This window comes from Bradyrhizobium semiaridum (assembly GCF_020329505.1).
Taxonomy (GTDB): domain Bacteria; phylum Pseudomonadota; class Alphaproteobacteria; order Rhizobiales; family Xanthobacteraceae; genus Bradyrhizobium; species Bradyrhizobium semiaridum.
Genome location: NZ_JAGKJJ010000011.1, coordinates 113,263 through 128,256 on the forward strand (window position 1 = coordinate 113,263; position 14,994 = coordinate 128,256).

The 14,994-nt window shown below is 63.9% G+C and carries 7 protein-coding genes; 2 read left to right on the forward strand and 5 right to left on the reverse strand.

Translation table 11 applies throughout. The annotated features are described in order from the left end of the window. Positions 1 to 2 precede the first annotated feature (2 nt). The 3 genes from J6500_RS15630 to J6500_RS15640 all read right to left on the reverse strand — a co-directional run bounded on the left by J6500_RS15630 (position 3) and on the right by J6500_RS15640 (position 3,669). Positions 3 to 881 carry an ABC transporter permease gene (locus J6500_RS15630; protein WP_376707811.1) on the reverse strand — a complete coding sequence of 293 codons (879 nt, stop codon included), beginning with the start codon at positions 879 to 881 and terminating at the stop codon, positions 3 to 5. 12 nt (positions 882 to 893) lie between these two features. Then, positions 894 to 1,847, reverse strand: coding sequence for an ABC transporter permease (locus J6500_RS15635; protein ID WP_225713591.1), 954 nt, complete (start codon positions 1,845 to 1,847; stop codon positions 894 to 896). 199 nt (positions 1,848 to 2,046) lie between these two features. After that, positions 2,047 to 3,669, reverse strand: coding sequence for an ABC transporter substrate-binding protein (locus J6500_RS15640; RefSeq protein ID WP_225713632.1), 1,623 nt, complete (start codon positions 3,667 to 3,669; stop codon positions 2,047 to 2,049). 248 nt (positions 3,670 to 3,917) lie between these two features. On the opposite strand from J6500_RS15640, the gene J6500_RS15645 reads away from it, so the two are divergent. Continuing rightward, the gene (locus tag J6500_RS15645; protein ID WP_225713592.1) at positions 3,918 to 5,525 is read left to right on the forward strand and encodes an ABC transporter substrate-binding protein; all 1,608 of its coding nucleotides are present in this window, start codon (positions 3,918 to 3,920) and stop codon (positions 5,523 to 5,525) included. A gap of 99 nt (positions 5,526 to 5,624) precedes the next feature. Here J6500_RS15645 and J6500_RS15650 read toward each other — a convergent pair whose 3' ends face one another. Beyond that, the gene (locus J6500_RS15650) at positions 5,625 to 7,811 is read right to left on the reverse strand and encodes a CHASE2 domain-containing protein (RefSeq protein ID WP_225713593.1); all 2,187 of its coding nucleotides are present in this window, start codon (positions 7,809 to 7,811) and stop codon (positions 5,625 to 5,627) included. Between the two features lie 60 nt (positions 7,812 to 7,871). On the opposite strand from J6500_RS15650, the gene J6500_RS15655 reads away from it, so the two are divergent. Next, positions 7,872 to 9,038 carry a tetratricopeptide repeat protein gene (locus J6500_RS15655; RefSeq protein WP_225713594.1) on the forward strand — a complete coding sequence of 389 codons (1,167 nt, stop codon included), beginning with the start codon at positions 7,872 to 7,874 and terminating at the stop codon, positions 9,036 to 9,038. A 2-nt stretch (positions 9,039 to 9,040) separates the two neighbouring features. Here J6500_RS15655 and J6500_RS15660 read toward each other — a convergent pair whose 3' ends face one another. Further along, complete coding sequence (locus J6500_RS15660) at positions 9,041 to 14,476, reverse strand: VCBS domain-containing protein (protein ID WP_225713595.1); 5,436 nt, start codon at positions 14,474 to 14,476, stop codon at positions 9,041 to 9,043. Positions 14,477 to 14,994 lie beyond the last annotated feature (518 nt).

Consider the following 14,994-nt stretch of genomic DNA (forward strand, 5'->3'; position numbering starts at 1 on the left):
AACTAGTTCCTGATGTCCATGGCGCTGCGCATGCCGTCGCTCAAGAGGTTGAAGCAAATTGAGACCGCAAAGATCATCGCGCCCGGCAGCGCGGCTACCCACGGGTTGACGTAGATCGCGGTGCGCAGCGTGTTCAGCATCAAGCCCCATTCCGGCTCCGGCGGCTTGGTGCCGAGGCCAAGAAAGGACAGACCGGCGGCCAGGATCATGGAGACCGAGATCAGACCGGTGGCGTAGACGAAGATCGGGCCGAGCACATTGCCGAGCATGTGTACGCGCATGATGGTGAAGGGACCGGCGCCGGAGGCGCGCGCCGCCTCGACGAAATCCATGTTGCGCACGCCCGTCGTCACGCTCTCGGCGACGCGGGTGATCTGCGGCACGAACACAATGGTCAGCGACACGATCGAGTTGACGATGCCGGCGCCCAGCGCGCCGGAGATCGCGATCGCCAGCAGCACCGAGGGGAAGGCGTAGAACACGTCGACCGTGCGCATGATCGCGGTGTTGAGCTTGCCGCCGACATAGCCGGCGACAAGGCCGAGCGAGGTGCCGATCACGAAGGCGAGGATGACGGGCAGGATGCCAACGATCAGCGACAGCCGGCCGCCATAAATCAGCCGCGCCAGCATGTCGCGGCCAAGCTCGTCGGTGCCGAGCGGATAGCCCGGCGCGCCGATATGGCGGAGGCGGCGGATCATCGAGCCCTGATAGGGATCGGCAAGGTGCAGCCACGGCGCCAGCAGCGCCGAGGCGAAGATCAGCACCAGGATGAAGGCACAAGCCATGCTGACCTTGTCGCGCGTGATGCGGCGCGCGACGGTGGACCAGTAGCCGCGCGCTTTCGTCGTCGGTGCGGCCTGCAAGGCAGCGTCTGTCATGATACTCATTGGTCAGCTCCGCTTGATGCGCGGATCGATCGCGGCCTGCGCGATATCGACCAGGAGGTTGAGCAGCACGAAGAACAGCGCCAGAACCAGGATCGTACCCTGCAGCAGCGGCAGATCGCGCTGGAAGATCGCCGAATTGAGCAGCAGGCCCGAGCCGGGCCACGAGAACACCGTCTCGATCAGGATCGAGCCGCCGAGCATGTATCCCAACTGCAGTCCCATCACCGCGAGCGCGGTCGGCGCGGCATTCTTGACGACGTGGCGGAACACCTCGGTCTCGCGCAGGCCCTTCGCGCGCAGCGCCTCGACAAAATCCTGGCTCAGGATATCGCCGGTCAACGCACGGACGGTGCGGGTGACGATGCCCATCGGGATCACCGACGTGGTGATCGCCGGCAGCACCAGATAGCGCAGATGCTCCCAGTCCCACGCCCAGGCGCCGGAGCCGCCGGGCCCGGCGCCGACCGCGGGCAGCCAGTTGAGCTGCACCGAGAAGATGATGACCAGCACCATGCCGAGCCAGTAATGCGGCAGCGAGACGCCGGCGATGGCAACCGATGTCGCGACCTTATCGACCCAGGTGTCACGGAAATAGCCGGCGATCAGGCCGAACAGCAGGCCGAGCGTGAAGCCGATCATTGCCGCCGCAACGGCCAGCATCACGGTGTTGCCGACCGCGCGCATCACCTCGGAGAGCACCGGACGCCCGGTCGCAATCGAACTGCCGAGGTCGCCGTGCAGCGCGCGCCACAGCCACAGTCCGAACTGCACCGGCAGCGGGCGATCGAAGCCGTAGGCCGTGCGCAGCTGCGCGGCAAGTTCCTGCGAGGCGTCGGCCGGCAGCACCGCGACCAAGGGATCGCCGGGCGTGATGTGCACCAGGAGGAAGCACACCAGCGCCACGCTGAGCACGATCGGAATGACGTAGACGATCCGTCTGGCAGTGTAGGCGAACACGTTGCACTCTTTCTTCCTTCTCCCCTTGTGGGAGAAGGTGGCGCGCTTTAGCGCGCCGGATGAGGGTATCTATCCGCGGATGCAATTCACATCGTCGGTGCGAGGGGCATCCGCGGAGACAACCCCTCACTCGGCTTCGCTTCGCGAAGCCACCCTCTCCCACAAGGGGAGAGGGTGCACCGGTCACCTGGCTAGCTTCTCACGGTGCGACCGTGACCGGCGAGAAGTCGACGAACCAGCTCTTCGGCTGCACGAAGCCCTTGATCTTCGGGCTCATCGCGCGCGGGGCGACATCGTGGGCGACGTAGAGGAACGCCGCGTCGTCGACCGAGGCCGCATGCAGTTCGGCGAGCGCCGCGTCGCGGGCCGCCGGCTCGAAGGTCTGGCGCGCTTTCTTCACCAACTCGTCGAATTTCGGGTTGTTGTTGAAGCCCCAATTGTTGGAGACCGGCGGCGCCATGCCCGACTGCAGGAAGCGCACCAGCGCGAAGAATGGATCCATCGCCGCATAGGTGACGTTGATCGCGTTCGAGCCGTTGGCCGTCGGGTCCTTGGCGCCGCGCCGCCAGTTGGTGAACAGCGTATTCCACTCGATAACGTCGAGCTGCACATCGAAGTAGCACTCGGCCAAAGCCTGTTGCAGGTACTCGTTCATCGGCAGTGGCAGCATCTGGCCGGAACCCGACGCCGAGGTCTGGATCTTGACCATCAGCTTCTTGCTCGGACCGAAGCCCGCCTCCTGCATCAGCTTCTGCGCGGCCGGCTTGTCATACTTGATCTGGAAAGTCGGGCTGCCGCGCCAGGGATGACCGGGCTCGAACGTGCCGGTCGCCGGCACCATCAGCCCCGCGAGCAGTCCATCGCGCAGGCCTTCGCGATCGATGCAGAGATTGGCCGCCTTGCGGACGCGGATGTCATTCCACGGCGAGCCCTCGACGCGGGAGAACTGCCAGGGCCAGACATGCGGCTCCTCGTTCGAATACAGCACGAAGCCGCGCTGTTTGATCTCGGGCAGCGCGTCCGGCGCCGGCGCCTCGACCCAGTTGACCTGCCCCGACAGCAGTGCCGCGGTGCGCGCGTTGGCTTCCGGCATCGGCAGCAGCACCATCTTGTCGGTCTTCGGCACCCGCGCCTTGTCCCAGTACTTGTCGTTCTTCACCAGCTCAAGCCGCTCGCGCGGGGTGAAGCTCGACATCTTCCAGGGGCCGGTGCCCGAAGCGTCCTTGGCGAACGCGGCCCAGGCGGCCTGCGACTTCGCCTTGGCATCGGCGCCCTCGGCCTTGTCGTAGAATTGCTGCCACTTGGCCGGGCTCGCCATGAACAGATTGGTGAGGTTGATCGGCAGGAAGCTGTCCGGCTCCTTGGTGGTCAGCTCGACCGTCATGTCGTCGATCTTGCGCGCTGAGACCAATGTCGGCATGCGCGAGGCGGTGACGCCGACCTGGCTCGGATCGAACTGCGGCGCATCCTGCTTCAGCACCTTCTCGACGTTCCAGACCACGGCGTCGGCGTTGAACGGCGAGCCGTCATGAAAGGTGACGCCGGAGCGCAGCTTGAACACCCATTTGGTTTTGTCGGCGTCGTCGACCTTCCACTCAGTGGCGAGGCCCGGGATCATCGCGCTGGCCTTGTCGGCTGACGAGAGGTCCCACATCGTCAGCGCGTCGTACATCGTGAGGCCGGTGAAACGGTTGCCTTCAAAGCCCTGGTCTGGCTGGCCGAGCGTGCGCGGAATGTCTGCAGCCGTCATGCCAATACGCAGCACGGTCTCGGCGCTGGCGATCGCCGGCATTGCCGTGGCCAGCGCAAACGCCAGCATCATCGCTGTCGCATTGGTCTTCCTGTTACGCATCTGAGCAACCCCTTCTTGTGACCCGGTTTGGGCGATTGTTCTGGTGACTATTTCTTGGGCAAGCGTATGCAATGCGTGTGCCAAGGGGAATAGTTAGTCACCAAATAACCGCAGGGCGCGTCAATTCTTCCCACCTTGCGCCTGAGCGGCACGAAGATGCCTATTCTGGCATCATGCTTGCAAGCTTGGCTCCGACTTCCCAGCAACGGAGCTTTTGTATGCGTGCGCGCAATTCGATCCTGATGGCGGCGGTCGCGCTTGCCCTCACAGCAGGCTGGCCGGCGAAGCAAGCACGAGCTGAATCCATTGTGCGCTACGGCATCTCGATGGCTGACATCCCGCTGACGACGGGTCAGCCCGATCGCGGCGCCGGCGCCTATCAGTTCACCGCCTACACGATCTACGATCCGCTGGTCGCCTGGGAGATGGACGTCGCCGACCGCCCGGGCAAACTGGTGCCGGGACTCGCGACCGAGTGGAAAGTCGACGACAACGACAAGACCAAATGGCGCTTCAGCCTGCGCAAAGGCGTGAAGTTCCACGACGGCAGCGACTTCAATGCCGATGCCGTGATCTGGAATCTCGATAAGGTGCTCAACGACAAGGCACCGCAATTCGACAAGCGGCAGAGCGCGCAGGTCAAGACCCGCCTGCCCTCGGTCGCGAGCTACGCCAAGATCGATGACTTCACCATCGAGATCACCACCAAGACCGTCGACTCCTTCTTCCTGTACCAGATGCTCTGGTTCCTGGTCTCGAGCCCCGCGCAATATGAAAAGCTCGGCAAGGACTGGGACAAGTTCGCGAGCCAGCCCTCCGGCACCGGCCCGTTCAAGCTGACAAAACTGGTGCCGCGCGAGCTCGCCGAATTGACAAGGAATCCGGACTATTGGGACCAGAAGCGGCTCGCGAAGGTCGACAAGATGATCCTGATCCCAATGCCGGAAGCGCTGACCCGCACCAATGCGCTGCTCGCCGGGCAGGTCGACCTGATCGAGACGCCAGCGCCCGACGCCGTGCCGCAGCTCAAGGCGGCCGGCATGAAGATCGTCGACAACGTGACGCCGCATGTCTGGAATTATCACTTGAGCGTGCTGCCCGGCTCGCCCTGGACCGACATCCGCCTGCGCAAGGCGCTCAACCTCGCCATCGATCGCGACGCGGTGGTCGGCCTGATGAATGGGCTGGCAAAGCCCGCCAAGGGCCAGGTCGATCCGTCGAGCCCGTGGTTCGGCAAGCCCACCTTTGAATTGAAATACGACGTCGCGGCGGCCAGGAAGCTGGTCGAGGAGGCCGGCTATTCAAAGGAGAAGCCGCTGAAGGCGACCTTCATCATCGCCCAGGGCGGCACCGGGCAGATGCTGTCGCTGCCGATGAACGAGTTCTTGCAGCAGAGCTTCAAGGAGATCGGCATCGACATCGACTTCAAGGTGGTCGAGCTCGAGACCTTGTACACGCATTGGCGCAAGGGCGCGGCGGACGAGATGAACGCCGGCATCACCGCCAACAACATCGCCTATGTCACGTCGGACCCGCTCTACGCCATTGTGCGCTTCTTTCATTCCGGCCAGGTCGCGCCGGTCGGCGTCAACTGGGGCGGCTACAAGAACCCGAAAGTCGACGCGCTGATCGACGAGGCCAAGCAGACCTTCGACACCGCCAAGCAGGATGCGCTGCTGGCGCAGGCGCACGCGCTGATCGTCGACGACGCCGCGCTGGTCTGGGTGGTGCACGATACCAACCCGCATGCGCTGTCGCCGAAGGTGAAGACCTTCGTGCAGGCGCAGCACTGGTTCCAGGATCTGACGCAGATCGGGTTGCAGTAGACCAATCGTCATTGCCGGGCTTGACCCGGCAATCCATCCCTCGGCAAAATTTCTTCTCGCGATGGATGCGCGGGTCAAGCCCGCGCATGACCGAGCGCGTCACTTCGTCAGCAGCGCGAATGCGCCGTTCCAATCGTCCGGCGGCGGCTGTTGCTGGAACGCCCGGATGCGGGCTTCGTAAAGATTGTAGAGATATTGCAGCGCCTGCGCCTCGTCGGTCTTGCGGCCGCGCTCGATCGCGGCGAGTGCGCCGTGCCAATCGCGGCTGCGGTAGCAGGCCAGCATTTCGATGGTCAGGTTGCGCAGCCGCTGGAAGCGGCCCGAATTGGCGACGTCCTCGCGGCCGGCGATCGCGTAGATCACCTCGGGCTCCTTCTTGCCCTTGACCATGATGAAGTCGAGCTCGAGGATCGCGAACCTGTCCTTCACCGCCAGCGCGGTGGTCGAGCCCACGATGATCGGGAAGCCGTATTCCTTGGACTGCCCCTCGAGCCGCGAAGCCAGGTTGACGCTGTCGCCGAACACCGAATAGTCGAAGCGCACGTCGGAGCCCATGTTGCCGACGACGCAGGTGCCGGTGTTGAGACCGACGCCGATATTGAGTGGCACGTAGACGTGGCCGCCCTCCCTCGCCTCCTCCTCGCGCTCGCGGTTGAGCGTATCGACCCGCTCTAGCATGTCGAGCGCGGCCTCGCAGGCGTTGATATGATGCTCCTTGTCGTCGAGCGGTGCATTCCAGAACGCCATGATGGCGTCGCCCATATATTTGTCGATCGTGCCCTTGCGGGCGAGGATCGCGTTAGAAAGCGGCGTCAGGAAACGGTTCATCAGCGCGGTGAGACCCTGCGGGTCACTCTTGTAGGTCTCCGAGATCGAGGTGAAGCCGCGCATGTCAGAGAACATGATGGTCATCTCGCGCTCCTCGCCGCCGAGCACGAGCCGCTCCGGCGCTTGCGCCAGCTGCTCGACTAGCGCCGGCGACATGTAGCGCACGAATTGCGTGCGGATCTGCCGTCGCTGCTGCTGCTCGCGCACGAAGCTCGCGAAGATCAGCGTGAGGTAGATCGCCGTCGTCGAGAACAGCGGATAGGTGAAATCGATCAGCAGCCGGTAGTTGATGTAGAAGAACCAGGACGTGCCGACCAGGACCGACGCGAACAGGCCGCCGACGAACACCAGCGTCACCGCGCCGAATCGCGGTGCGAACGCGATCACCAGCAGCCCCATGACGATCGCACCGATGAACTCCAGCGCGATGCCGTAGCCCGGCTGCTGCACCACGGCGCCGGTCAGCGCGCTCTCCAGCAACTGGGCGTGGATCTCCACGCCGGGCATATTGGATGACGCGGGCGTGGCCTTGATGTCGTTCAATCCGACCGCCGAGGTCCCGATCAGCACAAGCTTGCCGGCAATCTTGTCGGCCGGCACCTTGCCGTCGAGCACATCGGCGGCGGACACATAGATCGACGGATCCTGGCTCGCGAAATGCACCCAGAGCTGCCCGTTGCGATCGGTCGGGATCTCCAGCCCCCGCAGCGCGATGCTCTTGACCCCGACCTCGTCCGTCTTGATCAGCACCGTCGGCGTGGTGGTGACGACCCGCAGGATCTCGAGGCTGAGCGATGGCATCAGCTTGCCCTGCGCCACCATCACCATCGGCACCCGCCGGATGATGCCGTCGCGCTCGGTCTTGATCGTGAACAGGCCGCGCCCCGCCGCGGCACGCTCCAGCACGGGCACATTCCGCAGCAAGCCGGCAAACTCGTACAGGAACGGCTCGGCTGCACTGGCGGCGGCGCCTGGACCCGATGCAAGCGTCCCGAATCCCGTCGTCGGCAGGGTTTCGTCGAGTTCCGACCAGGCTTGCGCAAGCCCCGTCTCGCCCAGCACGACGCGCGAGCGGCGGATCGCATCGGATAAAATCTGATCGTTGCTCGGCAGCTCGCGCAGCCGCGTCCGGGTGACCTCGTCGATGAAGCGCATCTGTCCCGCGACCTTGTCCGGGTTGAGGCGGTCCGGCTCCGAGAACACCACGTCGAAGCCGATCGCAACCGCGCCGAGGCTGGTCAGATTGATGATGATGTCGGCGATGGTGGTCCGCGGCCACGGCCACTGGCCGAGCTTGGCGAGACTCTTCTCGTCGATATCGACGATGGTGACCGGACGGATCGTCTTCTTGCGGGGATCGATGCGCTGGTAGGCGTCGAAAACGCGGACGCGCAATTCTTCGACCGGCGCACCAGAATAGGCCCGGCTCTCCGGGCAGCCGTCATGTATGGCCGCCACTATTCACCATCGGGGCCGCTTCGTCTATGAAATGACGCCAACCCTGGATCACGGGCACCGATGTCCACCCCCCTGAGCGGAACGCTCCCGCAGCCTGCAGGTCGCTATGACGGCGTCCGCGCGCTGCTGCGGGCCGGCAAGAACGACCAAGCGATCGTGCAATTGTGCGCGATGACCGTCAGCCGCCCCGACGATCTGGTCGCAAAGGAATTGCTGTTCGATGCGTTCTTCCAGAAGCGCGACTGGCTTCCGGCGCTGGCCCTCGCCGAGGAGCTGAGCCGGCGCCAGCCCGACAATGCACGGCTGGAAAAGGCACGGATCGCCACCCTGACCAACCTGAAGCGCTATGACGAGACGATCGTGCAGGCGCTGCGCTACCTGGAGCGGCACGGCGACGATCTCACGGTCCTGGACACGTTGAAGGTCGCCAGCTTCTATCTCGGCAAGATCGACGACGCGATCCGTTATGGGCAGCACACCCTCGACCTGCGGGATGCCGAGGCCTGCCGCAATCCGCCTCCGTTCGCGTTGCAGGAGCCGCAGGGCCCGCCGTCGGGTGCGAACGTCATCTCGTTTTCGCTGTGGGGAGCTGCGCCGTTCTACGCCTACGGCGCCATGATCAACCTTGTGCTCAGCCGCACGGTCTATCCGGGCTGGACCTGCCGGTTCTATGTCGACGGCACCGTGCCGCCGGCCTGCGTCGCATTCCTGCGGGACAACGGCGGAGACATCCGCAACATCGAGGACGAGTATCCTCGCGTCGGGCTGTTCCAGCGCTTTCTGGTCATGAACGATCCGGCCGTCGGGCGCTTTCTCGTGCGCGACTGCGATGCGCGGTTGTCCACGGCGGAAGCCGACCTGGTCCAGCAATGGATCGAAAGCGATTATCCGTTTCACGTCGTGCGCGACCACGTCATGCACAACGAACTGATGATCGGGTGCACCTGGGCCGGCCGCACCGATTGCGGGCTCGACATCGTCGCGCTGATGCGACGCTACTTCCACGCCGGCCCGACCGCGAAGTATGGCCACGACCAGCGCATGCTCGGCCTGATGCTGTGGCCGCTGATCCGCAGCCGCTGCCTCGTCCACGACAGACATTACCGGCTAGAGGGCGTGCACACGCGGCCGCTTGCCGAGCGCAAGGGGCACTTCGGCGCCGGCCATCAAAACCTCGCCGCGGTGCTCGCCGAGGTCGACCGGCTTGGCATCCCTCGGCTGCCCTGACATCAGGTAATCACGCCGGGATGCAGAATGAAGTCGTTGGCGTGCAGGCTGCTGCGACTGACGTTCGAGAGCCGGATCGAGTCGCCGATGTCGAGATGGATCAGCGTGTCGTTGCCGACCTGCTCGACCGCGGTGTTGTCGCTGATCCACGCATTGAAGGACTCGGTATCGCCCGACGTGAACGGCATGCTGTCGAGCAGATCGATCTTGTCCTGACCGGGCGTGAAGTCGGTGATGGTGTCGCTGCCGGTGCCGGCCCTGAACACGAACTGGTCTGCGCCCGCGCCGCCCGTCAGCGTATCGCTGTAGCCGGTCGCGATGATGACGTCCTTGCCGCCGGTGCCTTGCAGCGAAACGTTACCCTCGCCCGCCACGTTGAAGATCAGGTTGACGATGTCGGTGGCGCCGAGGCCGTCCTTGACGGTTAGCGTAATCTTGTCGCTGAGTGGCACGTCCGGACCCGGTGCGTAGGTCAGGCCGCTATTCAGCGTCCCGCTGATGTCGTCCACCGAGCCTGTCTCATTCGAGGGCGTCACGAAGCCGGCGGTGGATTCCGCGTCGAATGTAAAGAATTCGGTGGACCCTGCATCAGGGTCGGAAACCGACAATCCGCCGATCGTAATCGTCTGGCCTTCCTCGAATATCTGCAGATTGTTGGTCACGATCAGCGGCGCCTGGTCGACATCGACCGTCGCATACAGGGTGCCGCTATCGTGGCCATTGTGATCGATGCCGTCGCCGTCGTTGAGCGTGAACTCCACGGTGCGCTGGCCGCCGACAGGATTGCCGTCGATGCTCTGGAAATGGATCGCCTGGATCAGATGCGCGATGGCGTCGCTGGTGGCCTTGTCGTTCAAGTCGATCGCCGGATCGACGCTGTCACTCAGCGTCCCGATCGCGACCGCGGGGGCCGATCCGTCACCATCGGCGTCGAACATCACCGTGGTTCCGGACACCGAGATGAAGTCGTCCGCCGTGATGGTCAGCAGATCGCCGTCGTGCCTGCCATCCGTAATGGTCGCCGTCAACGATCCGCCGTCAAAGTCGCTGCTGTCGATGTCGCTGACCGAGACGGTGTCAACGATAGCAACCGCGTCCCCGTGCGGCACATAGGTCAGCAGGAGATCGTTGGCGGTCACGACAGGTGCGTCGTTGGTGCCGTTGACCTCGATCGTGATGGCCTGTGTCGTGCCGTCGGCGGTCGTCACCGTGAGTGTGTCGTATGCGATCTGGCCCGCGGCCAGCTGGTCCACCCGATCGTGGACGAGGGCATAAGTCCAATGGCCGCTGTCGGGATCGAAGGTGAAGTCGCCATAGAAGCCGGTCAGCGCCGACTGATCCACCGGCAGGAAATAGTCCTGGTTGGGGTCGACGTCCTGTACGCTCAAGGTGCCGCTGTCAACGTCGTTCGCGATGGTTTGACCACTGGGGATCACGACGTGATCGTCTTCGTAGACGACGCCGGAGATATCGCCGGTGATCGTCGCCGGGTGATTGCCGTCGACATCGACCGATGCCGTGAAGGAGCTTGAATCGTTGGCGGCGCCGCTGCCGTCACGCAGCGTGAACGTCACTGTGCGTGTGCCGCCCTCCGCCGCCGTATCGGCGTTCTCGAATTCGATCGCTTGCGCGAGCGCCGCGACCGCCGCTGGATCGGCGTTGGCATTGAAGTCGACCGTCAGGTTGTCGAGACCGCTAGTCATCGTTCCGATCAGGACGGCACCCTCGCCGCCGACTCCGTCGGCATCGAACAGGACGTTGTTGTCGGCGTCGAGGAAGATGTGGTCGTTGCCGACGATTGTCAGCGTGTCGCCCGCGTGGCCGCCGCTGGTCACCGCCACCGTCAGCGACCCGCCGTCGAAGACGACGTTGTCGACATCCTGGGCCGCGACGCCGTCAACGAGCGCAACGGCACTGCTCCCCGGCATATAGGTGACCGCCAGATCGTTCCCGGTGAAGATCGGCGCATCGTTGATGCCCTCGACCTTGACGACGAGATGTCCATAGGTCCCGAGCGCGCCGTCGAAGGCCTGATAGGTGAACTGCTCCACCCCGTTGACGCCGCCGGGCAGGGCCGCGACCGCGGCAGCCTGCGCAGCCGTGACGCCGAGCGTATAAGTGTAGGTGCCGGTCAACGGGTCGACGACAAGCTCGCCATAGATCCCCTCGACCGTGAACTGACCGGACGTCGCGACCTCGTTGCCGACACCGCTGATCGAAAGCGCATTGTGCTCGGCATCGCTGTCATTGGCGAGCAGGCTGCCCGCGGCACTGCCGGTGTTGCCGGGGATCGAGACGACGTCATCTGTTGTGACCGGAGCGTCGTTGACGCCGGTCACGTTGATCGTCAGCGTCGCAGTCCCGTGTGCGCCATGCGCATCGATGGTCTCGACGGTGAACGTATCGGCATAATTGCCCGCGGTGAGCGCATCGATCGCCGCGGCGTCCGGAACATAGGTGTAGCTGCCGTCGGCATTTACGGTGAGCGAGCCGTAGAGACCGGTGACGGCGGTATTGACCGGATGGTCACCTGCATCGAGTGCCGCGTAGGTCAGCGTCGCGGTCTCGCCGTCATCGACGTCGTGCCCCTGGAGCAGGCCGGTGATGGAGCCGAAGCTGTCTTTTGCCGCCGTATCTGTGAGCGAGCCGGCATTGACGTCCGCAAGGGTCGGCGCGTCGTTCGAGCCGTTGATCGTGATCGTGATCGGCTCGGTGGTCACCGCGCCATGGTTGTCGGCAAGCTGGACCGTATAGGTCAGCGTCAATGTCTCACCGACGGCGAGGTAATCGAAATTGTGGTCGGCGGCCGTGAAGGTCCAGGCCCGCGAACCGGTGACGCCACCGGTCGAATCCGTCAGCGTCCCGAGCGACAACCAGCTCAGCACCGTTGCGTGGTCGGCGAGACCTGCGGTCGCGCCCTGCTCGGTCACACCGGTGATGGTCAGGCTGTGCGTGTCGCTGCGGTCGGCGTCGGCGAACGTCACAATGCCCGATGCCGTGTCGGGCTGCGCGGAACCGGTGGTGCCGTCAATCTCGGTGATCGCCGCGGTCTGCGGCGCCGAGGTGATGACCGGCTTGTCGTTGGTGCCGGTGACCGTGATGGTGACGGGCACGGTCACTACGCCGCCCTGCTGATCGTCGATCTGGATCTGATAGGTCAGCGTCAGCTTCTCGCCGGCGGCGAGATAGTCGAAATTCCGGTCGGCGGCCGTGAAGGTCCAGTCGCGCGATCCCGTCACGCCGCCGGTCGAATCGGTCAGCGTGCCCAGCGACAGCCAGCTCAGCACCGTCGCTTGGTCGGCGAGGCCCGAGGTGACGCCCGATCCGGTCACGGAGGCGATCGTGACGCGGTGGGTGTCGCTGAGGTCGAGATCGACGAAGCTCACCGTGCCGGATGCGGCATCGAGCTGCTGCGAGCCGGTCGCCCCGGCAGCTTCGGTGATCGCGGCCCTCTGCGCCGGCGAGGTGACCACCGGCGTGTCATTGGTGCCGGTGACCGTGATGGTAACGGGCAGCGTGACCAGACCGCCCTGATGATCGTCGATCTCGACGGTGTAAGTCAGCGTCAGCGTCTCGCCGGCGGCGAGATAGTCGAAATTCCGGTCGGTGGCCGCGAACGTCCAGTTGCGCGATCCTGTCACGCCATCGGTCGAATCGGTCAACGTCCCCAACGACAGCCAGTTAAGCACCGTCGCATGGTCGGCAAGGCCCGAGGTGACGCCGGACGCCGCGACGCCGATGATGGTCACCGTGTGGGTATCGGTCAGATCTGCATCGGTGAAGGTGAGCGTGCCGCTCACCCTGTCCGGCACGGCCGAATGCATCGCGTCGGGAATCTCAGTAATCGCAGCCGTCTGCGCTGCCGACGTCACCACCGGCGTATCGTCGGTGCCGGTGATCGTGATGGTGAAATCCTTGAATGTGGTCTCGTTGCTCGGCGCGAAATTGTTGTCGACGCGCGCCGTATAGGTCAGCACCAAGGTTTCGCCGGCGGCCAGGAAATCAAAGGCGCCGTCGGCAAGGCTGTAGGTCCAGGTCGCGGAGCCGACATTGGTGTTGTCGGGCGCGTGCACGAGAAGCAGCGGAGCCTCGACGGCCTTGATCGCGGCAATCTGCGCCGCCGTCAGCGACGAGGTGACGTCATTGCTCGCTGCATCATGGTAGGTGAAGTCGGCAAACGTCACCGTGGCGCTTGGCCTATCGCCCTCGTTGACGTCCAGCCATTTGATCTGGTTCACGACCGTGTCGAGCAGCCCGCTGTGGGTCACACCGGCCCGCTCGGTGAAGCTCTCGTTGAACGTCGCGACCGCCGGCGGTCCGGGGATGTGGTCGGCCAGACTGCCCCCGGCGTGGCCACCGTGGTCCGATCCGTCGGGAAGGATGCGCAGCAGCAGAGTTTGCGTGACGACGTCGCCGCTGGCCAGCTTGAAGGTGGTCGTGATCGGGACGACGCTGTCGGTGAAATTCGTCGTGAGCTTGGTGTTGGGATTGTTGTTGTCGGTGAACTTCAGCGCGAAGACGTCGGAGATCAGCTTCTGCGCGTCGGCCGACAGGTTTGCCGACGAGATGAAGCTGACGCTGCCCTGACCGTTGACGACGGTCTGGGTGCCGGCCCGATCGACGGTCGCGATCGGATTGAGCGTCGTCTTGTCGAACAGGATGTAGGAGCCGGTGGTGCCGTCGGGCTCGACCAGCACCTGGAATTTGGCCGGCGGCACGCCGCCGGTGCCCTGCACGTCGAAGTCGATTTCGACCAGCACCGCGGTGCCGCGAATGCCCATGGTCGCGACCGGGGTATCGACCTTCATGTCGCCATGCTTGGCGGTCGCGCCGGCGACGAAAGAGATAGTACCCTGAACGAGGCTGAGCAGCGCCGAATTGCTCGACCCGTTCGGGTCGTAGACCATCTCGTTCAGCACCATCTTCGCATTCGGTCCGAGACCGAACACGGTGCCGTCGATGAAAGTGATGCCGAGCGTCGAATCGGAGCCGGACTGGACGACGTCGCCCTTGTTGACGTTGTCGCCCTGGTTGAGGACGATCGCGACGCCGTTGCGGATCGCCGTGGCGTTGCCGATCAGCTTGGTGACGTGACCGATGACCTTGGCCGAATCGGGAGCGCCGCCGGCCTGGGCATATTGGGTGTATCCGGTGAGCGCGTTGACGAGGTCGCCGGTGAGATGCGCGCCGTCGGGCGATGCCAGCGCCGCGCGCTTCTCGCCCTTGAAGTAGTCGTGCAGCACCAGTTCGCGGTCGTCCTTCGACAGCACGAGGTCGAGGCCGGCGCGCTTGAAATCCGCGGTGAAGAGGAATTTACCGTCCTCGACGACGATCGCGCCCGGCGGTGCGTGCGCAGAAACGCTGTCGACATGGACGGACCCATGCGAGTGAGCATCCAGCTTCGGTAAAAAGCCGTCGAATTTCTCGACAAAGTTCACCGGGGGGTCACCGCAATGAGGTTAATATTACGAAGAATATGCAAAGAACTAAGCTTGCATATCATCGGACAGCACCTGACGAAACTGTCCTGTGCTTGTCCCGCCAGCCGCCCGGCGGCTGACCATAACGAATCGATCGCCGGCCTCTCGACCCGATTCCAAGTATTCCGGATTTATTGTTAGGTATCGTAGGGCGGGATTCGAACCTGAATTCGTATTCATCCACGTATTCGTGGTATTGGCTGGCATTTCTCTTCTGTACCTCTATTCCATCCGGGATTCCGTGCGGGACTTGAACCCATTTTTGCGGCTAAAGCTGTGAATTGGTTTACAAATCGTGGAATTTTCGCGCCGGCCGCCCATTAACCAGAAAGTCAGCATAAGGCGTCGCGAGTCGGCAAAAGGTTCGGCGAAACCTGTTCACAAAACCGGTAAAGTTTTCGGGACTCGCACGAGGCGACCTTTAGGGTCTTTGCGGCTCTCCCTACATGTTTAAACGGATTCGAAGCGCCGTCTGC

Coding starts and splice junctions, on each gene's coding strand:
- J6500_RS15645 (WP_225713592.1), top strand. CDS start 3,918: ATGCGTGCGCGCAATTCGATCCTGATGGCGGCGGTCGCGCTTGCCCTC.
- J6500_RS15640 (WP_225713632.1), bottom strand. CDS start 3,669: ATGATGCTGGCGTTTGCGCTGGCCACGGCAATGCCGGCGATCGCCAGC.
- J6500_RS15655 (WP_225713594.1), top strand. CDS start 7,872: ATGTCCACCCCCCTGAGCGGAACGCTCCCGCAGCCTGCAGGTCGCTAT.
- J6500_RS15630 (WP_376707811.1), bottom strand. CDS start 881: ATGACAGACGCTGCCTTGCAGGCCGCACCGACGACGAAAGCGCGCGGC.